Source organism: Mesorhizobium shangrilense (assembly GCF_040537815.1).
In the GTDB taxonomy this organism is placed as follows: Bacteria; Pseudomonadota; Alphaproteobacteria; order Rhizobiales; family Rhizobiaceae; genus Mesorhizobium; species Mesorhizobium shangrilense.
The window spans coordinates 132197-158058 of record NZ_JBEWSZ010000001.1; the positions used below are offsets into that span (position 1 = coordinate 132197).

General features: G+C 64.1%; 27 protein-coding genes. 14 read left to right on the top strand and 13 right to left on the bottom strand.

Annotation, left to right across the window (positions count from 1 at the left end; genetic code table 11):
- Positions 1–210 precede the first annotated feature (210 nt).
- Together ABVQ20_RS00780 and ABVQ20_RS00785 are read left to right on the top strand one after the other, a co-directional pair.
- Complete coding sequence (locus ABVQ20_RS00780; RefSeq protein WP_354457599.1) at positions 211–459, top strand: hypothetical protein; 249 nt, start codon at positions 211–213, stop codon at positions 457–459.
- The gene (locus ABVQ20_RS00785; protein WP_354457600.1) at positions 456–2030 is read left to right on the top strand and encodes a WD40 repeat domain-containing protein; all 1575 of its coding nucleotides are present in this window, start codon (positions 456–458) and stop codon (positions 2028–2030) included. The genes ABVQ20_RS00780 and ABVQ20_RS00785 overlap by 4 nt, the downstream gene beginning before the upstream one ends.
- A gap of 319 nt (positions 2031–2349) precedes the next feature.
- Here ABVQ20_RS00785 and ABVQ20_RS00790 read toward each other — a convergent pair whose 3' ends face one another.
- On the bottom strand, positions 2350–3201 hold the full coding sequence (locus tag ABVQ20_RS00790; protein WP_354457601.1) for a GNAT family N-acetyltransferase: 852 nt from the start codon (positions 3199–3201) through the stop codon (positions 2350–2352).
- 124 nt (positions 3202–3325) lie between these two features.
- Positions 3326–4012 (bottom strand): outer membrane protein, encoded by a 687-nt coding sequence (locus ABVQ20_RS00795; protein ID WP_354457602.1) that lies wholly within the window; start codon positions 4010–4012, stop codon positions 3326–3328.
- A gap of 451 nt (positions 4013–4463) precedes the next feature.
- Here ABVQ20_RS00795 and ABVQ20_RS00800 point away from each other — a divergent pair, with 451 nt between their 5' ends.
- The 5 genes from ABVQ20_RS00800 (at position 4464) to ABVQ20_RS00820 (ending at position 11085) form a co-directional block, all read left to right on the top strand.
- On the top strand, positions 4464–4736 hold the full coding sequence (locus ABVQ20_RS00800) for a hypothetical protein (protein WP_354457603.1): 273 nt from the start codon (positions 4464–4466) through the stop codon (positions 4734–4736).
- A 123-nt stretch (positions 4737–4859) separates the two neighbouring features.
- Positions 4860–5621: a hypothetical protein gene (locus tag ABVQ20_RS00805; RefSeq protein WP_354457604.1), complete on the top strand. Its 762-nt coding sequence runs from the start codon at positions 4860–4862 to the stop codon at positions 5619–5621.
- Between the two features lies 1 nt (position 5622).
- Positions 5623–8040 carry a choice-of-anchor D domain-containing protein gene (locus ABVQ20_RS00810; protein WP_354457605.1) on the top strand — a complete coding sequence of 806 codons (2418 nt, stop codon included), beginning with the start codon at positions 5623–5625 and terminating at the stop codon, positions 8038–8040.
- A 149-nt stretch (positions 8041–8189) separates the two neighbouring features.
- On the top strand, positions 8190–10235 hold the full coding sequence (locus ABVQ20_RS00815) for an amidase (protein WP_354457606.1): 2046 nt from the start codon (positions 8190–8192) through the stop codon (positions 10233–10235).
- Between the two features lie 211 nt (positions 10236–10446).
- Positions 10447–11085, top strand: a complete 639-nt coding sequence (locus ABVQ20_RS00820) for a transglycosylase SLT domain-containing protein (RefSeq protein ID WP_354457607.1) — start codon at positions 10447–10449, stop codon at positions 11083–11085.
- A gap of 48 nt (positions 11086–11133) precedes the next feature.
- Here ABVQ20_RS00820 and ABVQ20_RS00825 read toward each other — a convergent pair whose 3' ends face one another.
- On the bottom strand, positions 11134–11277 hold the full coding sequence (locus ABVQ20_RS00825; protein WP_354457608.1) for a hypothetical protein: 144 nt from the start codon (positions 11275–11277) through the stop codon (positions 11134–11136).
- Between the two features lie 161 nt (positions 11278–11438).
- On the bottom strand, positions 11439–11849 hold the full coding sequence (locus tag ABVQ20_RS00830) for a hypothetical protein (protein WP_354457609.1): 411 nt from the start codon (positions 11847–11849) through the stop codon (positions 11439–11441).
- Between the two features lie 131 nt (positions 11850–11980).
- Between ABVQ20_RS00830 and ABVQ20_RS00835 the strand changes: the two genes are divergently transcribed.
- From ABVQ20_RS00835 to ABVQ20_RS00845, 3 genes are all read left to right on the top strand, one after another.
- Positions 11981–12532 (top strand): isochorismatase family protein, encoded by a 552-nt coding sequence (locus ABVQ20_RS00835; protein WP_354457610.1) that lies wholly within the window; start codon positions 11981–11983, stop codon positions 12530–12532.
- A gap of 437 nt (positions 12533–12969) precedes the next feature.
- Entirely contained in the window at positions 12970–14187 is a 1218-nt protein-coding gene (locus ABVQ20_RS00840; protein WP_354457611.1) for an amidohydrolase family protein, read from the top strand.
- Between the two features lie 91 nt (positions 14188–14278).
- Positions 14279–14536, top strand: a complete 258-nt coding sequence (locus ABVQ20_RS00845) for a type II toxin-antitoxin system Phd/YefM family antitoxin (protein WP_354457612.1) — start codon at positions 14279–14281, stop codon at positions 14534–14536.
- 162 nt (positions 14537–14698) lie between these two features.
- Here the strand turns inward: ABVQ20_RS00845 and ABVQ20_RS00850 are convergent, their stop codons facing one another.
- The 5 genes from ABVQ20_RS00850 to ABVQ20_RS00870 form a co-directional block, all read right to left on the bottom strand.
- The gene (locus tag ABVQ20_RS00850; RefSeq protein ID WP_354457613.1) at positions 14699–14911 is read right to left on the bottom strand and encodes a hypothetical protein; all 213 of its coding nucleotides are present in this window, start codon (positions 14909–14911) and stop codon (positions 14699–14701) included.
- 192 nt (positions 14912–15103) lie between these two features.
- Positions 15104–15328 (bottom strand): hypothetical protein, encoded by a 225-nt coding sequence (locus tag ABVQ20_RS00855; RefSeq protein ID WP_354457614.1) that lies wholly within the window; start codon positions 15326–15328, stop codon positions 15104–15106.
- 98 nt (positions 15329–15426) lie between these two features.
- The gene (locus tag ABVQ20_RS00860; protein ID WP_354457615.1) at positions 15427–16419 is read right to left on the bottom strand and encodes a DUF535 family protein; all 993 of its coding nucleotides are present in this window, start codon (positions 16417–16419) and stop codon (positions 15427–15429) included.
- A gap of 267 nt (positions 16420–16686) precedes the next feature.
- The gene (locus tag ABVQ20_RS00865) at positions 16687–17139 is read right to left on the bottom strand and encodes a GNAT family N-acetyltransferase (RefSeq protein WP_354457616.1); all 453 of its coding nucleotides are present in this window, start codon (positions 17137–17139) and stop codon (positions 16687–16689) included.
- Between the two features lie 62 nt (positions 17140–17201).
- Positions 17202–17501: a DUF982 domain-containing protein gene (locus ABVQ20_RS00870; protein WP_354457617.1), complete on the bottom strand. Its 300-nt coding sequence runs from the start codon at positions 17499–17501 to the stop codon at positions 17202–17204.
- A 592-nt stretch (positions 17502–18093) separates the two neighbouring features.
- Here ABVQ20_RS00870 and ABVQ20_RS00875 point away from each other — a divergent pair.
- On the top strand, positions 18094–18186 hold the full coding sequence (locus ABVQ20_RS00875) for a putative RiPP precursor (protein ID WP_354457618.1): 93 nt from the start codon (positions 18094–18096) through the stop codon (positions 18184–18186).
- 317 nt (positions 18187–18503) lie between these two features.
- On the opposite strand, the gene ABVQ20_RS00885 is transcribed toward ABVQ20_RS00875, so the two are convergent.
- Positions 18504–19244 (bottom strand): sulfotransferase family protein, encoded by a 741-nt coding sequence (locus ABVQ20_RS00885; RefSeq protein ID WP_354457620.1) that lies wholly within the window; start codon positions 19242–19244, stop codon positions 18504–18506.
- A gap of 213 nt (positions 19245–19457) precedes the next feature.
- Positions 19458–20678: a lipase family protein gene (locus ABVQ20_RS00890; RefSeq protein ID WP_354457621.1), complete on the bottom strand. Its 1221-nt coding sequence runs from the start codon at positions 20676–20678 to the stop codon at positions 19458–19460.
- A gap of 186 nt (positions 20679–20864) precedes the next feature.
- Here ABVQ20_RS00890 and ABVQ20_RS00895 point away from each other — a divergent pair, with 186 nt between their 5' ends.
- Both ABVQ20_RS00895 and ABVQ20_RS00900 read left to right on the top strand, forming a co-directional pair.
- The gene (locus tag ABVQ20_RS00895) at positions 20865–22061 is read left to right on the top strand and encodes an aminotransferase-like domain-containing protein (RefSeq protein WP_354462076.1); all 1197 of its coding nucleotides are present in this window, start codon (positions 20865–20867) and stop codon (positions 22059–22061) included.
- A 200-nt stretch (positions 22062–22261) separates the two neighbouring features.
- On the top strand, positions 22262–23026 hold the full coding sequence (locus tag ABVQ20_RS00900; RefSeq protein WP_354457622.1) for a hypothetical protein: 765 nt from the start codon (positions 22262–22264) through the stop codon (positions 23024–23026).
- A 53-nt stretch (positions 23027–23079) separates the two neighbouring features.
- On the opposite strand, the gene ABVQ20_RS00905 is transcribed toward ABVQ20_RS00900, so the two are convergent.
- Both ABVQ20_RS00905 and yghU read right to left on the bottom strand, forming a co-directional pair.
- Positions 23080–23358 (bottom strand): hypothetical protein, encoded by a 279-nt coding sequence (locus tag ABVQ20_RS00905; protein WP_354457623.1) that lies wholly within the window; start codon positions 23356–23358, stop codon positions 23080–23082.
- A gap of 320 nt (positions 23359–23678) precedes the next feature.
- Positions 23679–24545, bottom strand: a complete 867-nt coding sequence (gene yghU / locus ABVQ20_RS00910; RefSeq protein WP_354457624.1) for a glutathione-dependent disulfide-bond oxidoreductase — start codon at positions 24543–24545, stop codon at positions 23679–23681.
- 405 nt (positions 24546–24950) lie between these two features.
- On the opposite strand from yghU, the gene ABVQ20_RS00915 reads away from it, so the two are divergent.
- Positions 24951–25856, top strand: coding sequence for a S1C family serine protease (locus ABVQ20_RS00915; protein WP_354457625.1), 906 nt, complete (start codon positions 24951–24953; stop codon positions 25854–25856).
- The last annotated feature ends 6 nt before the right edge of the window (positions 25857–25862 follow it).

A 25862-nucleotide genomic window follows, 5' to 3' on the forward strand; every position in this document is an offset into this window, starting at 1 on the left:
GTCGAATGCCCGGCCCAACGTCGAAACGAGGCGATGGTTCCGGATTTTCCAGATTGATAACCGTCGCATTTTCGTGAGCTTGGCGTGTAGAGGCCGTCGCGCGCCTGAGCATGAAGAGCCGGATCACGATGACGACAGATGTCATCCTGACCTGGGCTGGTACTCGACTCTTTGCCGACGCTGCGTAAGATCGGCGTGGGGTAATTCTCTATGCGATCATTGCCGCGAAATATCGATGTCGATGCGGTGCTGGAAATCGGCGCCTATCTGGACGACCAGGCGCACAACGTTCCCGTGTCGATGCACAGGGCAATCGCTGCGGTTCGGCGGCGGCTGAAGACGGACCTTTCCGACCATGACCTGGAAGAACTGATTGTCGAGAGCGCCTCCACGCGGCGCCTGTCACTGCTGCTGGACAGCCGCGACGATGTTCCGCCGCCGGACGCTGAGCCGCGATGAACAAGGTTGCCGACAGGGTGTTTGCGCTTTTGCCGCTGGCGGCCGCCATCGCCTGCCTTGTGCATGCCTGGCCGCCGGCGGATTTCGCCTGGAGCAGCCTTCGGCATTCGTGGCGCGATCCCGCCACCCTGCGCGTGGTGGTGTTCGCAACGGCGGCGCTCGCCTGCCTCATCGGCGCTGTCATGTTCTGGGCCGGCCTGTTGCCGGGACGGCCCAGCCATCAGCCCGGGGCGCCGTTGTTCGGCCGGGCGGCGGAGACACAGGACACAGGCCGGCCGCGCCTGCGGCGTGCCTTTCTGGTGGTGCCGATGGTTGCCGTTCTGGCGCTGGCTGCGGACGGGTTTGCTTCCCGGTGGGCTGATCATTCCGGCGGCGAGGTGGCGTCGCCCAGTCGGACCAAGACCGGCGAGGCCAGCGAAGCCAAGGCTGGCGAACCGAAGAGCCAGGAGGTCGCCAGCGCGCCACCGGCAAACCCGCCGACCGTGCCAGTTCAGCCGATACCACCGGCTGCTTCATCAGCCGAGCAGGCGGCAAAGACGCCTGCGCCCGCGCAGCCAATGGCGCCGTCGCCGCCCTTGCAACCGCCCGAGGTCGCGGCCATTCCGCCGGCCGCGCCGGCTCCGACCGTTGCGCCGCTGCCGGAAAATCCGCCGCCCGCGCCGGCGCTGGCCGACGGTCATCGCGACGCCGTGGTCTGGCTCTCGGTGGCACCCGACGGGCATTCGATCCTCAGCGCCAGTACCGATCACATGATCAAGCTGTGGGATATCGATGGCAAGCGGCTGATCCGCACGCTGGGCATGCACAAGGACATGGCGCGCACGGCGCTGTTCATGCCCGACGGGGTGAGCGCGCTGACGGCGGGCGACGATGGCGAGATCGTGCTGCGGAAACTGTCTGACGGTACGGTGCTGCGGGTGTTTTCCTCGGGCGGCAATGGCGGCGCCAACAAGCTCGCCATCACGCCGGACGGCAAGCGCGCCGTCAGCGGCCACGAGACCGGCGCGGTCATCGTCTGGGATATCGACAAGGGCACGGTGCTGCATGTCATGCCCGGCCATGACTGGTCGGTCAGCGCGGTGGCCGTCTCGCCCGACGGCAGCCAGGCGCTGTCAGGCAGCATCGAGGGCACGCTGAAACTGTGGGACGTCGAAACCGGCAAGCAGCTGCGCAGCTGGCACGGCCACGAGCAGGGCACCTATGGCGCGGTGTTCACCGCCGATGGCCACCATGTCTTCACCGGCAGCGGCGACCTGACCATAAAACTCTGGGACCTCGACACAGGGCGCGAGCTGCGCCGCTTCGAAGGTCATGAGGGCACGGTCTACGCGCTCGCGCTGTCGGCCGACGGCAAGCGCCTCTTGTCCGGCTCGCTCGACGGCACCGCGCGGCTGTGGGATGTCGACACCGGCAACGAACTTGCGGAGTTCGACAGCCATTCCGGCCCGATCTACGCGGTGGCCTTCGCGCCGGACGGCACAGTGCTGACCGGCGGCTACGACCGCACGATCAGGGATTGGCCGGCGGCCGGCGGCGATGGCGTGGTGCTGTTTGCGGGCGCGCCGGGGTGAGGGGGCGGAGCGTTGTGGAGAATCCAGTGAGATGATTCAGCGTTGAAGCGGGGAGTTTGACCTGTCCACACTCGCGCTGCCCCTCACCTGCCTGCCGGCATCCTCTCCCCGTATAGTGACGGGGAGAGGGGCGCTGTCGCGACCCTCCGCGCTCTTTCTGCAGCGTTGACAATTGGCGAAATCATAGGCGACGGCGTCCTTCTCCCCGTCACTGTACGGGGAGAAGTGCCCGGCAGGGCGATGAGGGGCGGCGCTGGCTTTGGATCGTTAAGTCCCGGTGCTAACGCCTAGAGATCACAATACTATTCCCAAACTCCCATCACCCCAACTCCAGCGTCGTCACCCCGAATATCCGCGAGGCATCGAGCGCCGGCGCCGGGCCCTTGTACATGCGCGTGGTGGTGAAGGTGGGCGCAAAGCCCGACGCTTCGAGGGCGGCGATGAAGGGGGTGTTTTCAGCGGGGACGTCGATGTGCAGGTCTCCGCCCTGGCAGGCTTCCGACAGCCCGTCCAGCAGATGCAGGGCGGTGTCGAGGTCGTCGGCGAACAGCGGGCCGATCTTGAAGCCCGAGCGGCAGCGGCGCGCGACGGCGTAGCCGGTGGTGCCGCGTGCGCCGATCGCCGCCAGTCCATGGTGGGGTGCCAGCAGCCAGCGCTGCAGGAAGGCATGCCTGGGCGCGGGGAAGCAACAGGCGTCGTAGGCGATGATGTCGGGGACGATGATGTCGGGCACGATTTGCCTGGTCACCGCGTGCAGGCCTTCGCGCCTGACGGCCGGGATCGCGCCGCGCCCGCTGAAGCGGATGGTTTCGTAGGCCGGCCGAAACCCCTGGCGGCGGTAATTGGCCAGCTGCGCCTCGACGCCGTCGAGGCCGATGGTGCGGCCGGCGAGCCTGGCCATGCCGGCGTTCCACACCGCCTTGCCATAGCCCTTGCCGCGCATGTCGGGCCGGCAGATGTAGAGGCCGATGAAGCCGAAATCGCCGCCATAGGCGACGGCCGAGATGGCGGCGACCATTTCGCTGCCGACAAAGGCGCCGATGAAACCCAGGGGGTCGGCGGGCTGGAAGGCGGCGGCATCGTCCAGGCCGGGATTCCAGCCTTCGGCCGCCGCCCAGTCGATGAGTTCAGCCAGTTCCGGCAGCGACAGCGTGCGGATGGTCGGTTTCATGGCTGGTCCATCATGTCGAGGCCGATCTCGATTTGCGCAAGCGTTCGGCCCGTGGCGCTGAAGGATGCTGGAATTCCGAGGAAGGCCGGGAAGTCATATCTCAGCGGCTCGACCCGGCCAGGGCTCAGAACTTGTAGCTGAAGCCGATCTTGAGAGCGTTTTCCTTCAGCTCCACGTCGGTGCTGCCGTTGCCGGCCCCCGGAGTGTCAAAGTTCGTGCTGCCAAAGTCGGTATAGCGATAGTCGACATTGGCGATGAAGTGATCGGTGAAGGCGTAGGCAAGGCCCGCACCCACGGTCCATCCAGCCTTGGTTCCGCTGTAGCCGCCTCCGGGAACAATCGGGCCGGGGAAGGTAGTACTGGCACCGCCATCATAGTTGATGAACGCCACGCCACCAGTGACGTAGGGCAGGAAGCGGTCGAAGGCGTAGCCGGCCTGGCCGCGCAACGACCCGCCGTAGTTGACGGTAACGGACTCACCGCCGGGGGGTATGTTGAACGGTGCGCCATCTTCCTTGTTGAAATAGCTGTAGAGATCGCCTTCGACGCCGAGGACGACGTTGTTGTCGAATTGATAGCGATATCCGGCCTGGCCGCCCAGGGTGAAAGCGTTGGGTGAGGGTGAGCTCTCGATGCCTGCGGTACCGGGAAGCGTGATGCTGGTATCGACCCACGAAAATCCGCCCTGGACGCCCACATAGACGCCGGACCAGGAAAACGACGGGGCGGCGGCTGCCGGTTCCAGCACATCGGCGGCATAGGCCGTGCCCATTCCGAGCAAGGACATCCCGATAGCCAGTGCAATGCGCATCGAATTCAACCCTCAGCGGGTCGAGTTCTAGGCTCGTCGCGGCGCCGAGTCTGTAACCTATTGGCAACGCGCGGATAAATAAGCTGACGGGGGCGTCGAACAAGGGGAGACGCCGGATTTCCGGGTCGTGGGCCTCCCGACCTTTGCCCGGCCGTTCGCCAGCGCACCGATTGCCGTAGGGCAGGCCGTCATGGCGCGTCTCGATGATTTCGGCGCGCGACGTTAAGCTGGCTAAGATGCCATTTCTGCGTATCAATGATTTTCGGCAATATGAAATAAAAATTGAACGGTTAGATTTGTGTATTGTTCAACAATTCGCTTCCGCTCAAATATTAGTGACAGATCATAAGTCGGGGTGTATATTATCCCGGCAATACGATTTTGTGAGCCTATTATATCCCGATGACGTTTGGCGACTTTAAACAAAGCCCGCTGACGGGAGGGTTATGTCATGGACGAAATCGTGCCTGTCATCCTTGGAGCCGTATTGGGAGCGCTGGTCTGGCGCACCACGAACGGCCGAATGCGGGCCATTCTGTCCGTTCTGGCGGTTGTCGCCGCAGGCGCCTTCGCGACCATCCTGAGCGGCGAATTCCAGCTGAGCTGGGTCTATTTTCTGATTGATTTCAGCGAAGCCGCGCTTGGCCTCGTCATCGGTATCGCGCTTGTGCGTTTCTTCCTGCCAAGGCGGGCGGCCGACATATCGGCGCGCGCACAGCGCTAACGTTCCGGCTGGGCGCCGGCGCGATTTGTTTGCCGGGGGTTCGGCGCCTGCGCGCCCGGGTTTTCGGGACGGCCATAGCCATCGTTTCATTGCGGACGTTTCGTCCGGAGGGAGGAGTGCGCCATGAGCACCGACGAACGACGCCCGGAGGAAGCCGGTTTCGTATTCCGGGGCAGGTCCATGCCGGACCGTGGTCACCCCACCCATGACGATGACGCCGAACGCCGCGCCGATGCGGAAAAGACCATCAGGATCCACATCGACGAGGTGCTGCACAGCACTCCCGAATTGCGCGACCTCGGCGGCCGCGACGCCTTCGTGATCAGCGACGACAGGGCAATCTTCGAAAGCGGTGAGGAATTCGTCTTCTTCACCGACGTCGTGTCCCTGGGCAACCATCTGGTGGTGCGTGAACTCGGCCATCGCCGCGCCACCACCGAAGCGCGCGAGGAGATTGCCGAGACGCTGCGCGTCGCCGTCGAGCGGCCGCTGGCCGAGCGCGTGCGACATGCCGAGCTGATCGTGACCGGCGAAGTCACGGCTTCCAGGGTACTCGAGCGACCGTTTCCGCCGCGCTCGGAGCACGACCCGGAATGGGGCGTCGCGCGCATCGCCGTGCGAACCGTTCTCAAGGGGAAGAAACCCAAGGGAGATGTCGAAGTCCTCTTTGCCAACAGCCATGACATCGCCTGGTACAAATCGCCGAAGCTGCATGAAGGCAGGCATGGGATCTTCCTGCTGCACCTGGCAGGGCAAGAGGAAGAGGACGACCATCCGCGCGACCTGCCCAGACCCATCCACAAGGCGATCGATCCGCTCGATTTCCTGCCCACGGACCGCGAGGCCGATGTGCGGCGCTTGATCGATCAAGAGGGAGGCCGCTGAGATGTCGGACGTCCTCACAGTCGTCAACATGATCCCCAATTTGTCGAGCGGGGAAACCAACCAGGACAGCGAACCCAATCTGGCGGTCAATCCCGCCAATCCGCTGGAGATCGCCGGAACCGCCTTCACGCCGAGCCCTAATGCCGGCAGCAAGAATTCGCCGATCTTCTTTTCCAACGATGGCGGCTCCACCTGGAGCCTGAAGGACCTCATCGCCGGCACGCCGGTACGCGACCAGACACTGCGCTTCGCGACGACGAGCGGCAATCTCTACGCTGGCGTACTGTGGGGCGGCGGCGGCATCTCGTCGATCAATTTCGACATCTTGCGCACCAACGACTTCTCCGGCGCCACGACGATGTTCAGAATGGCGACGCGCAAGAACGACGACCAGCCCTTCATACAGGCGGCGACGGTTCCTTCCGGCTCCGGCGCCGGCAAGGACCGCGTCTATGTCGGCAGCAACGACCACGCGCCGGCCAACATCCCGGCGACGGTCGACCAGTCGCTTGACGCGGCAATCGCCGCGCCGGCGACCAGCACCTTCGTCATCGAAGGGCGCACCGTTGCGCGCGACGGCTTCCAGACGCGGCCGGCCATCCACCTGAACGGCACCGTCTACGCGCTGTTCTACGCGGTCCTGCCAGGCTTCGCGTCCTTTGACGTGGTGATCGTGCGCGACGACAACTGGGCGAGCAGCGCCACGCCCTACACCGCGCTGATCGATCCGGGCGACCTCAAGCAGGGCCTGCGCATCGCTACCAACGTTAACAACCCTTTCTTGGGCCTCAACATCGGCCAGCAGCGCATCGGCGGCGATCTTTCGATCGCGGTCGACCCCAACAACAGCGCCGTCGTCTATGCCTGCTGGGGTGACCAGACGGGCGGCACCTATACGCTCTACATACGCAAGTCGACCGATTCCGGGGCAACCTGGTCGGGCAATCTGCGCAGCATCGCCAATGCGACCAATCCGGCACTGGCCATCAACGAGGCGGGCCGGCTCGGCTTCGTCTACCAGCAGGTCACCGGCCTTGCGCCCAGCCAGCGCTGGGAAACGATGCTGGAACTGACGACCAACGATTTCGGTTCTATCAACACCTATACGCTGGCCAACACGCCGGCCAGCACGCCGGCGGCGAGCTTCCAGCCCTATATCGGCGACTATCTCTACATGATGGCCGTCGGGCGCTCGTTCTACGGCATCTTCAGCGCCAACAACACGCCGGACCACGCCAACTTCCCCAACGGAGTCAAATTCCAGCGCAACGCCAATTTCACCACCAAGACGCTGCTGGCCACGGACAACGTCACCCCGGTGGCGGTATCCATCGACCCGTTCTTCTTCAAGGTCGCGCCCGGAACCGGCAGGGTGGTCACCGGCATCGCCGACAAGGGTAATTTCGGCCATGTCTGCCTCGGCTCCTTCACCGACGAGGAACTGACCATCGACAATGGCGGCACGGCGATGCTGTCGATCACCAACATTGTCTCGTCATCGCCGGATTTCCTCACGCCGAGCGTGCTGTCCTATCCGATCAAGCTCGGCGTCGGCGACGCCATCGACCTGGCGATCCGGTTCGAGCCGACCAGCCTCGGCCTCAAGGCGGCGATCATCACCGTGTTCAGCAACGATCCGGCCGGGCCGCACAAGGTACACGTATCTGGGCTGGCGCAGGGGCCGAAACTCAACCTCCTGATCGCCGACACCGGCAATTTCGGCAAGGTCTGCGTCGGGTCGTTCCGCGACGAGCCGCTCATCCTCAACAATGGCAGCCATTGCGGGTTGACGGTGACCGGAGCGACATCGTCCTCGCCGGACTTCCTGGTTCCCGAGGCGCTGTTCTATCCGCTGCTGATCGGGGCCGGCGCCTCGCTGCCGCTGCCGATCCGCTTCGCGCCGAAGAGCTTTGGCGCCAAGGGGGCGACGATCACCGTCACCAGCACCGATCCCGGCAGTCCGCACGACATCGCCGTCAAGGGCGAAGCGCCGAGCGGCAAGCTCGCCGTCACCGGCTCGCTGTGCTTCGGCGGGGTCAAGGCGTGCTGCCGGACGGAGCGGGTGATCTCGATCTGCAATATCGGCGAATGCGCCCTGCACGTGACGAGCGTCGCCTTCAAGCGCAAGAGCCATCACTGGAAGCTGGTCCACAACCCGTTCCCGGCGACGCTGCATGCGGGTTCGTGCCTGGCGCTGACCGTCTGCTACAAGGCAAACGAGAAGTGCCCGCGCGCCTGCGAACTGATCATCACCAGCGACGATCCGGCGACGCCGGTCAAGACGCTGGACGTGATGGCCTACACGATCTGGGAGGAATGCGGCTGCAAGCATGAAGGCCACGAGCACCACAAATGCGGTTGCGAGGAATGCTGCGACGATTGCTGCGACGACGATGACGAGGAGGACGACGACGAATAGCTGTCCTTGCCGGAGACATTGAGCCGCGAGCTGCCGGTGATGGCAGCCCGCGGTTTTCAACTGTCGTGACGCCACCGGTGAAATGGGGGCCTTTACCTCGGCACTTTCACGGCCAATATGGGCACTCCACACAACACCGGAAGAATCCCATGACCGACCTTCACATCGTCGAGGCGACGATCGCCCAGTTGCGGCGCGCGCTGGAGGAGGGCGCTGTCACCAGCGTCGAGCTGGTCGGCGCCTATCTGCGGCGCATCGGTTTTTATGACCGGCATGGCATGACGCTGAATGCGGTTCCCGTGCTCAACCCGAAAATGTTCGAGGAGGCCGCTGCCTCCGACCTGCGCCGCCAGCGAGGGGCTTTGCTCGGGCCGCTGGACGGCATCCCCTATACGGCCAAGGACAGCTACAAGGTGGCGGGGTTGACTGTGGCCGCCGGTTCGCCCGCCTTCGAACATCTCACGGCCAATGAGGACGCCTTCACCATCGCGCAATTGCGGGCCGGCGGCGCGGTGCTGATCGGCCTCACCAACATGCCGCCGATGGCCAATGGCGGCATGCAGCGCGGCGTCTATGGCCGAGCCGAAAGCCCCTATAATGCCGATTACCTCACCGCCGCCTTCGCATCCGGCTCGTCCAACGGCTCGGGCACGGCGACAGGGGCGAGCTTCGCCGCCTTCGGGCTGGGCGAGGAGACATGGTCGTCGGGCCGCGCGCCGGCCTCCAACAACGCCGTTGTCGCCTACACGCCGTCGCGCGGCGTCATTTCGGTTCGCGGCAACTGGCCGCTGGTGCCGACCATGGATGTGGTGGTGCCGCATACGCGCAACGTTGCCGACATGCTGGAACTGCTCGACGTGATCGTGGCTGACGATGCGCAGACGCAGGGCGATTTCTGGCGCGCGCAGCCCTGGGTGGCGCTGCCCGTGAGTTCGGCGGTCAGGCCGCCAAGCTATGCCGGGCTGCCACTGGAAGGCGCATTGAAGGGCAAGCGGCTGGGCGTGCCGCGCATGTATATCGGGCGGGATGCCGAGGCGACCAGGCCGATCGAAACCCGCGCCTCGGTGCTCGATCTGTGGCGGCAGGCGGCGGATGATCTCAGGCGGCTCGGCGCCGAGGTGGTGGAGGTCGATTTTCCTGTCGTCTCCAATTACGAGCGCGACCGTCCCGGCGCGCAAACCATGGTCGATCGCGGCATCGTGCCCCTGGATTTCGCCGAGCGGGAAATCTGGGACCTCTGCATTTTCGGCTGGGATGATTTCCTGCGGGCGAATGCCGATCCGAACATCCCTGATCTCGCTTCCGTCGATGGCCCGAACATTTTTCCGCAGCCGCCGGGCACGTTGCCCGACCGCTATGCCGGTGATTTCAGCGTTGCCGACTATGTCGAGCGGGCGAAGCTCGGCGTCGCTGAGATCGCCGATATCCCGGCGCTGGAAGACGGGCTGAAGGGGCTTGAGGCGACGAGGCGGATCGATTTCGAGGACTGGCTGGACGCGCAAGGCCTCGATGCGGTGGTGCTGCCGGCCGCCGCCGATGTCGGGCCGGCCGATGCCGATGTCAACGAAGCGTCAGCGGTATTGGCCTGGCGCAACGGCACCTGGGTCGCCAACGGCAATCTGGTGTGGCGGCACCTGGGCATCCCTACCGTCACCGTGCCGATGGGGACCATGGCCGACATCGGCATGCCCGTGGGGCTGACTTTTGCCGGCAAGGCCTATGACGACACAAGGCTGCTCTGCCTCGCCGGCGACTACGAGCGCGACACTCAGCGCCGCACCAGCCCGCCGCGCACGCCTGAACTGGCCGATGATGTGTTTGCGGCGCAGGCGGACGGCATCGCCAGGGCGGGCACAACGCCGCTGGCGGTCGTGCTGGCCGCCGATACGCTCAGTGCCGGCGATGAGGACGAGATCGTCGTGACGCTCGATCTCTCCGGCGATGTTTCGTCGTCGGTGAGCGTGCGGGCGCATGTCAACGGCAGGCCGGTCGAGATGCGGCGCAGCGAGGCGCCGCCGGTCGAAACGCCCAAGGGCAGCGTCCGCTTCAGCGGCGTCGCGCTGGTTCCAGCCAGCGAGCATCGCAGGGTCCACAGCGTCTGGCGCGGGTCCTATGGCTCGATCGTGACGGCCGTGGTGCGGACGGAGGACGGGCGCACGGCCGGGGCTTATGCGGTGACGGGCGGGATCGGGTGACAGACGAACCCTGATCTGCCAAGTTAACAAGGCCGGGCGTTCGATGCATTTTTCAAGCAGCGCTCGGGAGGGGTGTGTGCATGCGTACGGGTCAGCTCCGCTGATTGCGGTTTTGCGTTCGAGATCTATGCAGGCTCTTGTGGTGTCCGCCGCCCTGGTGGGCATGCTCGAGGGCTGCGCCGGCCCTCGCATTATTGAAAGCGCGGTTCCCATGGCCCCTCCCATCGAAGCCCGTCCATCCTGCACCGCGCAATGGCTCGCGCATGGCCACACCAACCAGCCTGAGGCGCAGGCCTTCGCCAAGAAGTGCCTGGAGGCGCAAGGCGTGGTGGCCAGGCAGTTCGACGACAAGGCCATCGCCCGCAAGATGACGGCGCTGATCGACGCCGATCATCCGCTGACCGCGCTCGAGCCGTCCGACATCGGCGAGTTCTGCCCCGGCTATCTCAGGCAGGACCGCGAGGGCCGTGCGGTGTTCTGGCGCACGCTGCTGGCTGCCCTGGTCCACGCGGAATCCGTCAACAACAGTGCGGCCGCCTTCTGGGAAGAGGATCAGGGCCAATACTCCATCGGCCTCATGCAGCTCTCGCTGGCAGACGAGCCCAGATACAAATGCGGCTTCAAGTCTGAAGCCGAGATCACCGATCCCGACAGGAACCTTGTCTGCGGCATCAAGGTCATGACCATTCTGGTCAGCGCGGACGGGGCGATCGGCGGCGGCGCCGGACACGAGATGAAGGGTGCGGCTGCCTACTGGCAGAACCTACGGCAGCCCTTGCCGGTGCGGATCCAGTTGATCAAGGCCACGAGAGCGATCGACATGTGCAAGGGCGACGGGCGAAGCTCTTAGGATCAGGCCGGACGGCTGGGGCTGCGGCATGGCAGGTGCCTTACGACCTCAAGGGTTGTCGCAGCCATCGCTGATTGCCTTGTGCCACTGCCCGCCCTTGCGCTCCCTGCGGGCGAACCATCCCAGGGGCAGGTCGCTGATCTGTAGCAGCGACTTGTCTATCGCCATGACCTCTTCAAGGCCGACAAGCATGGCCTCCTTTAGTTTCGAAACCGGCTTCCCAGTTCAGGAATTGCCATGCTCCGTCATCTTTCTCGTGCGTCACATAGTCGATGGCATGTTCGCCGTTCATGATCCGGCGTGCCGTGATGACCGCGAGATTGCGAGTTCGTCGAAGGGCCAATTGTCGTTGGTCATGACGGTAGCGAGGCCAGCCATGCATCCCAGAATTCCTGGTGCATACTGACGAAAACAGGGATGATATCGGGGCCTTCATCAAATATGTCGACCAGATCGGTCTTTTGGGGAATTTGTCCCATCTGCACTTTGCAAGCCATCAATCCTCGGCTCATCTCGATGATGGTTTCTTCCGGATAGACATTTGCGCTCGCGCCGTAACAAAAGGGCAGCAGGCCATCGACTTCGAGGCGCTGACGTATCTGGCACAAGGCTTCGAAAAAGTCGTCCTCCTCTGCCTCGACCACCTTGTCTCGATAGCTGCAGGTCAGGCTGCAACCGGTGCCGTTTCGATCCAGTGTAAATACTGCCTGCTCATCCCGGCCGGTGCCTCCACCAATAAGGAACACACTACGCTGTTCTGCCATTTCTCCCCCCTTTGGCGTCATCCGAACCGTAATGCGCTAAAGTCGAATTTTCCAGCTGGCTGACTGCTTTGCAGGTGCTTCTCTCAATAGCCCATCCTTGATCACCCGACCCGTCATGCTATGTAACCCCGATGTCAGAGCCAGCCCTTCCTTCCTCCGCCCCGCTCGTCGTGATCGACCTCCAGACCGGCATGTTCGACGGCGTGCATGAGCCGCCGATCCATGATGCCGAGGGCGTTGTCGAGCGCACAAAGGCGCTGATCGAGTGGGCGCGGCGGGGTGGGCGCAAGGTTGCCTTCATCCGCCATGACGGGCCGGCGGGCGACCCGCTGGCGCCCGGCGAACCGGGCTGGCCGGTATGGCCGGCGCTCGGCCAGGCAGGCGACGAGCCGACCTTCGCCAAATCCGTGCGCGATGCCTTCAGCAATCCCGCCTTTGCCGACTGGGTGGCCGGACAGGGCGCCGGCGCGGTGGTGCTGGCGGGCGCGCAGACCGATTTTTGCGTGGCCGCCACCGTCAAGGGCGCGATGGCGAGAGGGCTTGGCGTCACCGTGGTCAAGGATGCGCACTCGACGCTGGACAGTGCCAGCGAGACGGCTGGCGAGATCATCGCCCGGCACAATGCCGAGTTTGCCGGGGCGGGCGCGACGCTGGTGACCGCGGAGGCATTGGTGGGCCGGTGAGGGCACGCTTCGGCGGAAGCACTTTCCCTTCGAACTTCGCGCTGCCCCTCATCCGCCTGCCGGCACCTTCTCCCCGTATAGTGACGGGGAGAAGGGGAGCTTGCCGCGACCTCGGCGCCCTTCTTGCAAGGTTGGCAATTGGCGAAACCGTCAACGACAGCGTCTTTCTCCCCGTCACTATACGGGGAGAAATGCCCAGCAGGGCAATGAGGGGCGGCACCAGCATTGGACGGGATTTCTCCGTCCAGGAATCATAAAGGCGGTGCTCGCCGCCCTCCCATCCTGATTCATTGTTCTCCCGCATCCTCCTGTTCGGCATGATGTTTTTCGCCTCCGGACATCAGGCCCACGAAACACTTTCCATCTTTTACCGTGTTGACCCTTGCCCAGCGCGCATGGTGTAGCCTTGTGGCAACGACCCCGAAAATGGTGATGCCGTGACTGCCCTCCCGAACACCCACTTTACCAATGCCAGGCTGGCCGATGGCGCGCTGGTTGATATCACCGTCACCGATGGCCGCTTCAGTGCCATCGCGCCGGCCGGCGACAGTGCGCTCGCCACCGAGACCCCCGCCATCGAGACCATCGACCTCGGCGGCCAGCTCACGGTGCCCGGCTTCGTCGAGGGTCATATCCATCTCGACACCTCGTTTTATGGTGACGCCTGGCGGCCGCATATTCCCTGCACCGGCGGTTTCGACGTGCGCGAGCGCGTGGCGTTCCAGGCGCGCAATCTCACGGCTGCCGCGCCCATCGCGGTGCGGGCCAAGAACCAGCTGGAACTGTGCGTTGTCCATGGCAGCCTCAGCATGCGCAGCCATGTGATGGTCGACGGCTCGGTCGGGCTGAAGCATCTGGAGGCGATACTCGCCGTGCGCGAAGCGCACCGCGACCTCATCGACGTCCAGCTTGTCGCCTTCCCGCAAAGCGGCATCCTGTCGTCGCTCGGCACGGCCGAATTCCTGGGGGAGGCGCTGAAGCTCGGCTGCGACCTGATCGGCGGGCTCGACCCCGCGAGCTTCGACCGCGACGTGAAGGGCCATCTCGACGTGGTCTTCGGCCTGGCGCAAAAGCATGGCGTCGGCGTCGACATCCATCTGCACGATGGCGGCACGCTCGGCCTGTTCGAGATCGAGGAGATCGCCGCGCGGACACGGGCATTGGGCATGCAGGGGCACGTCGCCGTCAGCCACGCCTATGCGCTGGGCGAGTTTTCCGGCGATGTGCTGAAGAAGGCCGGCGACATGCTGGCGGCCTCAGGCATCTCGATCATGACCAACGCGCCGGGCGACCACGCTTTCCCGCCGGTCGCGGCACTGCGCCAAGCCGGCGTCACCGTGTTCGGCGGTTCCGACAACATCCGCGATTCCTGGTGGCCCTATGGCGATGGCGACATGCTGAACCGCGCCAACATGATTGGCTACCGCTCGGGCTTCTACGAGGACCACGAACTGGAAGCGGCCTTCGACGTGGTCACCTATGCCGGCGCCAGGGCGTTGCGGCTGGACAATTACGGCATCGGGGTGGGCGCCAGCGCCGACTTCGTGACGCTGGCTGCCGGACATGTGCCGGAAGCGGTGGTGGCGGTGCCCAAGGGACGGACCGTCTATCGCCGGGGCAGGGCGGTGGCGAAGGACGGGAAGCTGCTGGGGTGATCCGCCAGTTGCCGGTTGATATGGAGCGTGGAATGGTCTGGATATCTCCGGATATTGGACCTGTATCTGGTCCAGAACAGGACGTGCTGCAATGCAGGTATCGGTAACCAAGGCGAAGGGGCAGTTGACGGAGTTGGTTCGGCGCGCGGAAGCCGGCGACGAGGTCATCCTGACCCGCCATGGCCATGCCGTGGTGCGGCTGGTGCCCGCCAGCGCGGTGCCGGACAGGAAATCCCGTCGGGCATTGCTGGAAACGGTGCCGGCCTCCGCTGCGGCAAAGGTATCCGCCGGGCCAAGTGCTGCCCGCAGCCAGGATTTCCTTTATCGCGCCGATGGTTTGCCGGAATAATTGCCGTCGGTGGTGGCGGTGCCCAAGGGCGGACCGTCTATCACCCTGTCGCCGGGCAGGGCGGTGGCGAAGGACGGCAAGCTGCTAAACATCGTCCAAACATCATCCATCCCGGTGGAACCAGGATGGGCCTTGGTCTTCGCAGGCGATGACCGCCGGGTATCAGTAGGCCTTAGCGGCCGTCTTGTGCTTCCTGGAATGCTTCCTGTGTTTCTTGTGCTTCTTGGCCGCGACCTTTTCCACGGCGGCCGGGGCAGCCGTGGTGGCGGCAGCGGTCACGGCGGCGGTGGTGGCGGCCGCATTGGCTTCGAGAACCGGCATCGAGATGACCAGCGCGAACGCGAGGCCGAGAGCCGAGAGGATGGATTTCTTCATGGGTTCATTTCCTTCACAGATGAGCTTGGGCCTCGCCGAACGGGCCGGCCCGGTGTCCAGGCATAATTCCGAAGAGCATGCCCTTGGGCTTGACCCGAGGGCGGAGACCGGTTTTCGGAAAAGATCATGCTCGAAAAAGAGCCTTCGATGGCGGACACACGGCGTCCGCCATCGGCGTTTCTCGAGAGCTTGCTACTTCTTGCATTCCGCAGCGGTTTTCATGGCTGCTGTCGCCTCAGCTTCGGTTTTGTAAGACGATTTTCCGACCATCATCGTGGCCTTGCCGTCAGGCTTGGTCGTCGCAACGGAACACGTCTTGTCGCTTGCTTTCTGGGCGACGAAATATTCTGTCGCCGCAAGCGCGGGGGCGGCTGCAAACATCATCATAATCGCTGCGGAAAGAAGTTTCTTGTACATTTTATTTTCCTCCACTTGGCCCTTATCGCCCATGGACACTGTGACGAAGCGATCTGTCCGATGCCTTGCGGCAACATTACAGTTTGGTAATGTTGCGATCAGTCGATAGGCAACGGCGGCATCGCCCGGTCCGGCGAGGACGCGGAACAGGCGCTCCAGGCTGGCCCAGGCGGAAGGGGCTGGGCCAAGAACAGGTTCCTGCCGATCTCCAGGAATTCGTGCTTGGCGATATCGCGCCGGGTCAAGGGCGCGATCCCGGCGTTCTTCACGGGGATCACGAAGCCGAATTCGCCCCCGGCCCGTCCGCCCCGGTCAAGCCAGTACTCGTCCATGTCCGCATGTTTGCGCACACGGTTCCTGGAGACGCGGAAATTGATCGTATGCGTGGCATTCGACACGCCGAGAAAATGATCGGCGCCGCCGCGCAGCGCAATGCCTTCGATGACCAGCAGCGCCGCGTCCTTTGGCCTGAGCCCGCCCATGTCGCGCGTGGCATCGACTACGGCACGCTTTGATTCCTGCCACTTGCTGCCCTGGATTCCGCCGATGGCGGCGGTATAGCCGCCGGGCAATTTGTACAAAATGAAGCTCAGCTTGACCAGATCGAGCCGATCGCTCTGCCGCGTCAGCTTGATCGAAAACGCGCCCTCATGGTTGGCGGCGGAATGAACGGCCAGCCGCATGGTCAGTGTGTACGCATCGCGCTTTCCGGCCACCATGCCGATGTCCATCGAGTTGCCATGCCATATCGCTTCCAACCGGTCGCGCGGCAAGATTGTCGCCGCCAATGTGAAATGATCGGCAAGCAGGTCGAAGCCGCGGCCGGCCGGCAGCCCAAGCGCGAAGAATTTGTAGGCCTTCTTGCGCAGCAGATGGTCGTCCGGATCGCCCAGCCGGTGCTGCCGTCTGAACCTGGACAGGAACCTGAACCATTTGAAAAAGCTGACCGGCTTGCAGGCGACCCGGGACAGGAAGACCATCGAGCGCTGCGCGCCCATGCGAGCGCAGAGGCTGCCAAGCTGCGCGGCAACGCCGGCGGCCTCCCGCGGCCAGCTGGGAAAATCCGGCTCCTTGCTCGTGTCAGTGCTCAAGATCTGTCCCACATATCTTCCCAGCGCAAAGGCAAATCGCCACTGCACTTCGCCGTTTCCCAATCAATCCGACGATGAAAGCAGTCTTCAAACACCCCATCCGCAACGCGGTCATGGTCTCAAGACCCAACGACGTGGTTGCTATCCCCCGAACATTGCCTACGCATTACACCTTTCGGGGAAATGTCCGGGGCTATACGGATTGGTAAAGATCAGCGGCTTCGAATGGAGGGGCGGGTGAAGTAGAGGGAGTGGTGGAGTGCGGACCTACTTGAGCGCGCGCTCCATAATGATGGTGCGCTCCTCGCCATGGTAGCTGTCGCGCACGGCCCTGAACCCTAATCTGACGTAGAAAGCCTCCGCGGTAACGGATGAGGGCACCGTCAGCATCGTCACGCCGGCCCTTCGCGCGGCGAGTTCGACTTCGCCCATGAGCCGTCTGCCGACACCTTGGCCCTGGGCATCGGGATCCACGAACACGGTCCTGACGACTCCGCCATCGAGACTGGCGGTGCCAACGATCCGGCCGGCAATCTCAGCGACGAAGACTTTGCGTTTGCCAATCAGGTCCCGAACGGCGGATGGACTGAAACTCAACTCCACGCGCTGGATAATGTCCACGGCGTAGTCCTTGGCATTGATTTCCCGCAGCGCCCGCAAGATAACCGCGCTTATGCCTGCGGCATCGTTTTCGTGGCCTACTCTAACCCCGAACTCCATCAAGGCCTCCGCCAACCGCCCCTGACATCTTATAAACACAGCAGGAGTCGGCAAGCCGACCGCTACACATCTCTTCGGGAAACGAACAGCGAGGCGGCGATCTGGGCGCGCAGGCCGGTGGGGCGCTCTTTTGCCTTGAGCAGGCCCTGTTCGCGTGCGGCGCGCTCGAAGGCGGACCACGCGACGGCCGGCCGGCTTGCACCGTTTTCGGCGGCGGCCAGGAGCTGTGCCGCGGTCTTGTAGCTCTTCGCTTCCTTGTTGCACCAATGGCCTTCAAGGGCCTTGCGCGCGTCGGGGATCGAGGTGACCACCATCGAGCGGGCGTCGATGAAGCGGATGGTCAGGGCGGGAAGGGCGCGCATGGCGCCGGCCTCACCAGCCGAGCCACTCGCGCGTGCGCCAGGCAAGGCCAGCGAAGGGCGCCACGAGAACGAGAAACACCAGCATCATCGTCAACGGGTGTCTGGTCATCGAGGGTCGCGGAGCCATCGCAAGGTCACCTTCTGCTTCTGGGAATGCCGTTCTGCAAACCGGAAATGTAACGTCACTTCGGCCAAGTGGTTGCATCGCCCGGCTGGCGGAATTGGCTAGGTGGCGGCATTCGTCGTGCAGGGCAGGGGGCGGTCCAGGGCGTTGGTCCAAGGCGGCACCGGGGCTGGAGAGCGATACCCCCGTGCGATGCCTGCGGATCACTCACGCAAATGCGACGACAGAACCTGATGGAACCTTCTGGCCATCGGGGCGTTTTGTACGTGGATCGCTCCCCCTCGCGATCCCAAGCCCCAAGTACAGCCCCGCCGGCCTCCCCGTCCGGTGGGGCTTCCTTGCATCGGCAGCCCCTTGCATCGGCAGCCTGGAACAATCAATTTTCCAGCCTTCGCGCGCCGCGATAGGGTTGACATGAAGCAACCTGGACGCGAGTCTGCCGACCGTATCCATTTTGGGGAGTCGGGGATGAAGAAAATCTACGAGAAGCCGGTGCTGGTTCGCCGCGAAAAGCTGTCAAAGGTCACGGCGGCTCCGTTGCCTAGCGGTAATCCGACCTGACGATTCTTCGTCAGTCCGCCACCCGCAAGGTGGCGCACTGCGGGACCGCATTGACATCGGGCAAGCCGGGCGCGAATTTCCGCCCGCCTTCACTTGGGGATTTGGGAATGAAGAAAATCTACAAGAAGCCGGTTCTGGTTCGCCGCGAAAAACTGTCGAAGGTCACGGCCGGTACGCCGCCCTCGAACACATCTGCTTCGCCGCCTTGATCGTTTCGCCGCCTTGATCGTTTCCAAGAAACCGCGCCCCGCAAGGTCGCGGTTTCTTCGTTTCAGGACTTGAATTTTTGCCGAGCGGTCGCGTCGCTCTGGTCCGCTCTATCCCAGCGACAGCAGCAGGGCGGCGAGTAGCAGCACAATGGCGGCGATCGACAGGCCCAGCATGATGTAGGAGCCGTTGATGATCTCGGCGATGATCTTCTTGATGGTCGCGCGGTCGTTGAGGTTGGGGAAGGGCTCGTCGGGCTCGGGCACGTCCAGGAAGCGGCAGAGCGGACTCCAGCCCTCGGTCACCTTGAACAGCAGAAGTTTCTCCGGCGGCACTGCCGCCTGCACCTCCTCGATATAGGCCCTGTAGCGCGCGATCGCCTTGTCGCGGTCGTCCATCACGCCGTTCAGCGTGCGGCCCCACACCAGCTTGCTCGACATGTCGCCGAATTTCCAGCCGAACGGCGTCAGCCATTCCAGGATCTTGAACTGCCAGACATTCTTGGTGAAGTAGATCGTGTCGATGGTGCTGTCATACCAGGCGGCGGGGCCGCGCGGATGAAGGGTCAGCAGCACCTTGGCGTCGGGGTAGGCGGTGAGCAATTCCTTCCACACGCAGCAGCCGGGATTGTCGACGGTGGCCGTATAGTTGGCGAACACCTGGTTCCAGTCCTGCTGGCTGCCCGGCGGGCTGTTGGCGACCTTGCGCCAGAAATCGAGATGGCCCTTGTTGGCCTTGTTCATGATCACTTCCTGCATGTGATAGCAGGGAAAGCCGAGCCTGTTCAGCGCGGCAAAAGTCGACCACGTGCCGGTGCGACCGAAGCCGGCCCCGATGACCTTGAGCGTCATTTTCCTATCCCCTCACTGGCCGTCCCCTTGGCCGTTGCCCCCCTTTCGCGGGTTATTTCAGTGCGGGCTCATGTTGCCCCGGCATGGATTGGTGCGCAATGAATTTCCTCGTCAGTGGGGAAAAACACTACAGACATGTCGTCAATCCGGCTTCATCTGGAATGGGTTGGCGTTGCCGCCATCCTGGACAGTGCCCAAGCCTGGCCGGCAAGATCAATCGACGCAGCCCGGCGCCGGCGGCAGGCCGGCGAAACGGTCCCGCGTCCATGCCATCAGGTCGGCGGTCAGGGGCGACCCCTCCGCGACCAGCGAAAGATGGCCTAGGCCGGGGTAGGACAGGAAATCGACGGGCTGGCCGGCGGCGCAACGCGATTTGACATAGGTCCGCTGCATCAGCGGAAGGACCGCGTCGTCGTCCTCGCCCTGCGCGATCAGCAGCGGCGCATTGATTGCGCCGCGCGGCGTGTTCTGCTCCAGCCGTGCGCCAAGCGGGCCGGATGCGGCGTCTTGCGAGAACGCGCCGCCGCGCGGCAGCAACGCGGTTTCGGCCACCGAGAACAGCGTTTCCGTGCCACCCAGGCAGCGGCGGCCGATGTCATCAGCCAGGGCTCTCGACCACCATCCCATATAGTCGACAGGCCGAACGTCCGGATAGGCGGCCGAATAGGCGTGCATGACATAGGCCGACACGATCTTGCCAAGGATCGTCGACTGCCCGTCCTCGACAAGCTCCTTGATGTCGCTGGCCGGGGCGAGCGCGGCAACTCCGGCGAGCTTGAGCTCCGGCGCGTAATCGGGCGCGCGCATGCCCGCCCAAAGTGCGCTGTGGCCGCCTTGCGAATGGCCCCAGATCACAAGCTTGTCGTCCAGCCTCGGTTCGTCCATCCGGCGCGCGGCGCGCACCGCGTCGAGCACCGCGCGCGCCGCCTCGTCGCCGACCAGGTAGGCGTGCCCGCCAGAGCCACCTTGAACCCCAAGGCCGATATAGTCCGTCGCGACATAGGCCCATCCGGCATCCAGCAGCGGTTGCAGCGCCGGGACATTGTCGAAGGGGTGCCCCATCACCGGGGGAGCACAACCCGCTGCGATGCCCGTCGTGCCATGCGCCCAGGCGATGACGGGCCGATTGCCAGCGGCCGGTTGCCGCGACACCATCACGATGGCGCTGGCCACGGCCGGCGCATTGTCAGCCCGGGTCGTCGCATAGAGGATCCGCCAAGCCTGCGCGTTATCGGGAACATCGCGGGTGAACGGCTCGCTGGCGATCAGCGTTCCGGCCGGGGCGGCCGGATCGGAAACCCTGGAATAGAAGGCGTCGGGCGTGGCGGGCTCGCAATACCACCATGCCAGCGCAATCAGGATGCAGGCGGTGAACCCGATCCAGGCCAGGGCGCGGGCCAGGCGCGCGAAGATCCTACGCCGTCTTGTTGCCATATGGTCCCCTCGGTTGCGGCGATTGTGGCATGAAAACAGGTTGTTTCCACATGGAGTTCCACGGCAAATGTCAGAGGCTGGCGCGATCATATCGACCTTCTGGCTATTCCAGAGGGCAACGGTCGGTGATAATAGGTCAGCGAGATTGACCTAATTACCACCGACTGGGAGGTCGTGTTGACTTTGATGGACCTGTTGGCGTCGCGCTCGTCGCGCATGAAGGCGTCGGAAATCCGCGAGCTCTTGAAACTGCTCGACCAGCCCGACATCATCTCGTTCGCCGGCGGCATTCCCGACCCTTCGCTGTTTCCGTCCGCTGCGATCACCGAGGCCTATGCCTCGGTGCTCGCCGGCGCGGAGGCGGGGGCCGCACTGCAGTACCAGGTCAGCGAGGGCTATCTGCCGCTGCGGCGCTGGCTGGTCGGCCTGATGGGCAAGCTTGGGGTGGCTTGCGACGAGGGCAACATCCTCATCACCTCCGGCTCGCAGCAGGGGCTGGATTATCTGGGCAAGCTTTTTCTCTCGCCGGGCGACACCGCGCTGGTGACATGGCCGACCTATCTCGGCGCGCTGCAGGCCTTCAACGCCTATGAGCCGCGCTACGACCGGCTGACGCCCGATGGCGGCAACATGACGCCGGCGGCCTATCGCGCGGGGGCGGCGGCCAATGGCGGGCGGCCGAAATTCGCCTATCTGGTACCGGATTTCGCCAACCCGACCGGCGAGACCTTGAACCGCAAGCAGCGCGAGGCGGTGCTCGACCTTGCCGGCGAACTCGACATCGCCGTCATCGAGGACGCCGCCTATCGCGCGCTGCGCTATGATGGCGAGGCCGTGCCGCCGATCCTGGCGCTGGATTGCGCGCGTTCGGGTGGCATCGACAAGGCGCGCACCATCTATTGCGGCTCGTTCTCGAAGATATTGTCGCCGGGCATGCGGGTGGGCTGGATTTGCGCGCCGCGCGCCGTCATCGAAAAGCTCGTTCTGATGAAGCAGGCGTCGGACCTGCACAGCCCGTCGATCAACCAGATGGTCATGCACCGTGCCGCCGAGAACGTCTTCGAGGGCCAGGTCGAAAAGCTGATCGGCGCCTATGGCGCCCGCCGCGATGCGCTGCTCGGCGCGCTCGAGGCCCATATGCCCGATGGCGTGACGTGGAGCCGGCCGGAAGGCGGCATGTTCGTCTGGGTGACGCTGCCGGAAGGCACCGACGCCACCGAGCTTCTGGCGCGGTCGGTCAAGGAGGCGCGCGTCGCCTTCGTGCCCGGCAATGCGTTTTATGCCGACGGCACCGGCCGCAACACGCTGCGCCTGTCCTTCACGCTGGCTGATCATCGCGCGGTGAGCGAGGGGATTCCGAGGCTGGCGGCGCTTCTCAAGTAATAAGCGCGACGGCGAAACTGCCGATCTCGTCGCGCCGGACCCCGGCCCTGCGCTGTCGCTTCGGGCGTTCGTTGTTCGGAAAGCCAAGCAATTGACTTTCCGTCCGCTGCGCGGACCACGCCTCACCCCTTGAGCCATCCGGTGGGAAGTGACAGGTTGGCGGTGGCCCGGCACGCCCCACCGCGGCCGAGAGAGAGACCATGCCCAGCGCCCCGTCACCCCGCATCATCCTGCTGCTCGGCAGCGCGCCCGATGTGGTGCGTTGCGAGGCGTGGCCGAAGGCTGCGTTCAGCCGGATCGTTGCCATCAACAATGCCTGGCGCGTGCGGCCTGACTGGGATCTTCTCGTCCATGCCGGCGATTTCCCGGCGGACCGGCTGCCACGCGATGCCAGGCTGCGGCAGGCGCAGATCTTCAGCGCCTCGCACTATGTGCCGGCGCAGAACAGTTTTGGCGGCTTCGTCTATGCCGGCGCCACCATGGCGCTGACGGCGGCCTACTGGACCATCCACAGCCAGAGGCCGGATGTGCTGGCGTTCCTCGGCTGCGACATGATCTATGACAGGCCGGACAAGACGCATTTCTACGGTGTCGGCCGCCCCGATCCGCTGCGCGATGACGTGACGCTGCGCAATCTCGAGGCGAAGTCGAACCGGCTGCTCGTCCAGGCGCTGAAGCGCGACTGCCTGTGCGTCAACCTGTCGGAGCTGCCGCGCAGCCGGCTGACTTTCCCGAGGCTGTCATTCGATGAACTGACGGGCCTGTCACCGGAGCGGATCGCCGCGATGCGGTCGCAAATCCTCTCCGGCATCCGGCTCGACCAGGCGGAAAAGGCTGAAAGGGCCGAACGGGAGCTGGGCTATTTCTACGAGGACGGCATGTATTGGAACCACCTCGACGAGATCGACGAGCGGCCGCTCGCCGACATCGACCGGATGTGGATTTCGGCGGTGGAAAGCCCCTGACAAAAACGAATGGCGGGCCACAGGGCCCGCCATTCTCGTGATCCCTGCAAGAATTACGCCTTGCCGCCGCCCAACGCGTGCATCTTCGCGCAGAACTCGGCATGCGGTTTGCTCATCGCGGCGTCGTTGCATTCCTTCATCATGGCGGTCTGATGTTTCTTGGACATCTTCATCCAGACCTTCTTCATGTCGGCATCCGACTTCATGGTCTTCATCGTCTTGTCGGTGAAGAAGGGTGCCATCATCTTCGGCTCATCGAGGATGCCGGCTAGTGCAGAACCGGCGATTACTGATGCAGCCAATACTCCCAGGCAGACGGTTTTGATGTTCATGATTACCTCTTCCCTGTTTTTTGCCCCCCGGATGAGGGCAGGTATTATCAATATCATTTTGGACGATTGATTTAGAGGTAGCTGATATTGGTTGCTGGTCACGTTTCGGTGAGCGTGACGGCGCCGGGGGACAGGGAACATTTGGCCGCTGACGCGATTGTTGCTGTGGCCAGCCTGCTTGGTGCGTCTGGTCTCACAGGTCCTGTCGAGGAACCGGGGCCCGTCACCGTGAGGTGGCGGGCTTCCGTTTTTGATCGGGAAGGGCGCGGGATCGCCGCAGTGTAGCTGCGCCAGGGCGCGGAGGCCCTGTCCGGCTCGGCTTACTCGGCCGCCAGCTTGTCCTGCGTCTTCGTGTCGAAATCGCCGGCGTCGTGGCGCTCGTGCAACTGCATGGCGGGTTCGCCGAAAGCGCGGTTGACCATGCGGCCGCGCTTCACCGCCGGCCGCTCGTCGATCGCCTTGGCCCAGCGCTGCACATGCTCGTATTCGTGCACGGAAAGGAATTCGGCCGAGTCATTATACATGCGGCCTAGCGCCAGCCCGCCATACCAGGGCCAAACGGCCATGTCGGCGATGGTGTAGTCGCTGCCGCCCAGATACTCGTTCTCGGCCAGCCGTCGGTCGAGCACGTCCAGCTGCCGCTTGGTTTCCATCGAAAAACGGTCGATGGCGTATTCGAACTTTTCCGGCGCATAAGCGTAGAAATGGCCGAAGCCGCCGCCAAGATAAGGCGCCGAGCCCATCTGCCAGAACAGCCAGGACAGCACCTCCGCGCGCGCCGGCTGCTCGGTCGGCAGGAATTCGCCGAACTTTTCCGCCAGGTAGACCAGGATCGAGCCGGATTCGAAGATGCGGACCGGTGTCTTGCCACTGCGATCCATCAAGGCGGGGATCTTGGAGTTGGGATTGACCTCGACGAAGCCGCTGCCGAACTGGTCGCCATCGCCGATCTTGATCAGCCAGGCATCATATTCGGCGCCCTTGTGGCCGCGGGCCAGCAACTCCTCCAGCATGATCGTCACCTTGACGCCATTGGGCGTTGCCAGCGAATAAAGCTGTAGCGGGTGCTCGCCGACCGGCAGTTCCTTGTCATGCGTGGAGCCGGCGATCGGCCGGTTGATGTTGGCAAAAGTGCCGCCATTGCCCTGTTTCCAGGTCCAGACTTTCGGGGGCGTGTATTCGGTCATCTCGGAAGGCCTCGTGTTTGGGTGGACGAAGGATGATTTCGGGGTTGATGGGCCAGGGTTGGCTACAGGTAGGTAGGACAGGGCGGGCTGCAAAGGGGGAAGTTCAACTTACGTTGAACTATTGTCAATGTGGGCGCCGCCCCTCATTGTCCTGCCGGACATTTCTCCCCGTAGAACGGGGAGAAAGACGCTGTGCAGATGATTTCGCCAATCTCCAACGTTGCAAACAAGTTGCCAGCGTTGCGGCCAGATCCCTTCTCCCCGTCACTATACGGGGAGAAGTGCCCGGCAGGGCGATGAGGGGCAGCGCCGACATCGACAATTGGCATTCCCACAACCCCTTGCGCCTTGCCGCGCGTGGCATACCTATAGAACATGACAGCAAAGCCCGCCCAGGACAGAAGCATGACCATCAACCCCCATCTGCGCTCCGTCGTTGCCGTGCGCGCCACCGTTCCCGATGACGCCTTCACGGCCAGTGCGCTGGGCACGCGTCGGGAAGGCAGCGGCGTGGTCATCCGCGACAACGGGCTGGTGCTGACCATCGGTTATCTCATCACCGAGGCCGAGGAGGTCTGGCTGACCGACCATAGCGGGCGCGTGGTGCCGGCGCATGCGCTGGCCTACGACCAGGAGTCAGGGTTCGGCCTGGTGCAGGCGCTGGCGCCGCTCGGCCTGCCGGCGGTGACCCTCGGCGACGCCGCCAAGGCCAAGGTCGGCGACGCGGTGGTGCTGACGGACGGTGTCGGCCAGTCCGTGCAGTCCCGCATCGTCACCAAGCAGGAATTCGCCGGCTATTGGGAATATCTGCTGGACGAGGCGATCTTCATCGCGCCGGCGCATCCGTCATGGGGTGGTGCCGCGCTGTTCGGGGAGGATGGCAAGCTGCTCGGCATCGGCTCGCTGCGCCTGCAGATGAGCCGCAATGGCGATGTCGCCGATATCAACATGGTGGTGCCCATCAACCTCCTGCCGCCCATCCTCGACGATCTCCTGACGCGCGGCCAGGTCGCCCGGCCGCCGCGCCCGTGGCTCGGCGCGCTTTCGGCCGAAAGCGACGGCAAGGTGGTGGTGATGAGCGTCACCGAAGGCGGCCCCGCCGCCAAGGCCGGCCTGCGCCAGGGCGACGTCATCTCGGATGTGCGCGACGGCGAAGTCGACGGCCTTGCCGATTTCTATCGCAAGCTGTGGGACAGCGGCCCGGCCGGCGCCGAAATCCCGATGCGCGTGGTGCGCGACGGCCGCGAAACCTGGCTGCGCGTCAAGTCGGCTGACCGGGCGAGTTTCCTGCGCAAGCCGCATCTGCAGTAGGCGGCA

Bases quoted from the DNA above. Each gene is read 5' to 3' on its own strand.
- ABVQ20_RS00900 (WP_354457622.1), top strand. From the start codon at position 22,262: ATGCCCAGCGCCCCGTCACCCCGCATCATCCTGCTGCTCGGCAGCGCG.
- ABVQ20_RS00905 (WP_354457623.1), bottom strand. From the start codon at position 23,358: ATGAACATCAAAACCGTCTGCCTGGGAGTATTGGCTGCATCAGTAATC.
- ABVQ20_RS00835 (WP_354457610.1), top strand. From the start codon at position 11,981: ATGTCAGAGCCAGCCCTTCCTTCCTCCGCCCCGCTCGTCGTGATCGAC.
- ABVQ20_RS00805 (WP_354457604.1), top strand. From the start codon at position 4,860: ATGAGCACCGACGAACGACGCCCGGAGGAAGCCGGTTTCGTATTCCGG.
- ABVQ20_RS00915 (WP_354457625.1), top strand. From the start codon at position 24,951: ATGACCATCAACCCCCATCTGCGCTCCGTCGTTGCCGTGCGCGCCACC.
- ABVQ20_RS00790 (WP_354457601.1), bottom strand. From the start codon at position 3,201: ATGAAACCGACCATCCGCACGCTGTCGCTGCCGGAACTGGCTGAACTC.
- ABVQ20_RS00855 (WP_354457614.1), bottom strand. From the start codon at position 15,328: ATGTACAAGAAACTTCTTTCCGCAGCGATTATGATGATGTTTGCAGCC.
- ABVQ20_RS00875 (WP_354457618.1), top strand. From the start codon at position 18,094: ATGAAGAAAATCTACGAGAAGCCGGTGCTGGTTCGCCGCGAAAAGCTG.
- ABVQ20_RS00870 (WP_354457617.1), bottom strand. From the start codon at position 17,501: ATGCGCGCCCTTCCCGCCCTGACCATCCGCTTCATCGACGCCCGCTCG.
- ABVQ20_RS00795 (WP_354457602.1), bottom strand. From the start codon at position 4,012: ATGCGCATTGCACTGGCTATCGGGATGTCCTTGCTCGGAATGGGCACG.
- ABVQ20_RS00830 (WP_354457609.1), bottom strand. From the start codon at position 11,849: ATGGCAGAACAGCGTAGTGTGTTCCTTATTGGTGGAGGCACCGGCCGG.
- yghU (WP_354457624.1), bottom strand. From the start codon at position 24,545: ATGACCGAATACACGCCCCCGAAAGTCTGGACCTGGAAACAGGGCAAT.
- ABVQ20_RS00865 (WP_354457616.1), bottom strand. From the start codon at position 17,139: ATGGAGTTCGGGGTTAGAGTAGGCCACGAAAACGATGCCGCAGGCATA.
- ABVQ20_RS00785 (WP_354457600.1), top strand. From the start codon at position 456: ATGAACAAGGTTGCCGACAGGGTGTTTGCGCTTTTGCCGCTGGCGGCC.
- ABVQ20_RS00850 (WP_354457613.1), bottom strand. From the start codon at position 14,911: ATGAAGAAATCCATCCTCTCGGCTCTCGGCCTCGCGTTCGCGCTGGTC.
- ABVQ20_RS00845 (WP_354457612.1), top strand. From the start codon at position 14,279: ATGCAGGTATCGGTAACCAAGGCGAAGGGGCAGTTGACGGAGTTGGTT.
- ABVQ20_RS00825 (WP_354457608.1), bottom strand. From the start codon at position 11,277: ATGCTTGTCGGCCTTGAAGAGGTCATGGCGATAGACAAGTCGCTGCTA.
- ABVQ20_RS00800 (WP_354457603.1), top strand. From the start codon at position 4,464: ATGGACGAAATCGTGCCTGTCATCCTTGGAGCCGTATTGGGAGCGCTG.
- ABVQ20_RS00810 (WP_354457605.1), top strand. From the start codon at position 5,623: ATGTCGGACGTCCTCACAGTCGTCAACATGATCCCCAATTTGTCGAGC.
- ABVQ20_RS00885 (WP_354457620.1), bottom strand. From the start codon at position 19,244: ATGACGCTCAAGGTCATCGGGGCCGGCTTCGGTCGCACCGGCACGTGG.
- ABVQ20_RS00820 (WP_354457607.1), top strand. From the start codon at position 10,447: ATGGCCCCTCCCATCGAAGCCCGTCCATCCTGCACCGCGCAATGGCTC.
- ABVQ20_RS00815 (WP_354457606.1), top strand. From the start codon at position 8,190: ATGACCGACCTTCACATCGTCGAGGCGACGATCGCCCAGTTGCGGCGC.
- ABVQ20_RS00780 (WP_354457599.1), top strand. From the start codon at position 211: ATGCGATCATTGCCGCGAAATATCGATGTCGATGCGGTGCTGGAAATC.
- ABVQ20_RS00890 (WP_354457621.1), bottom strand. From the start codon at position 20,678: ATGGCAACAAGACGGCGTAGGATCTTCGCGCGCCTGGCCCGCGCCCTG.
- ABVQ20_RS00895 (WP_354462076.1), top strand. From the start codon at position 20,865: ATGGACCTGTTGGCGTCGCGCTCGTCGCGCATGAAGGCGTCGGAAATC.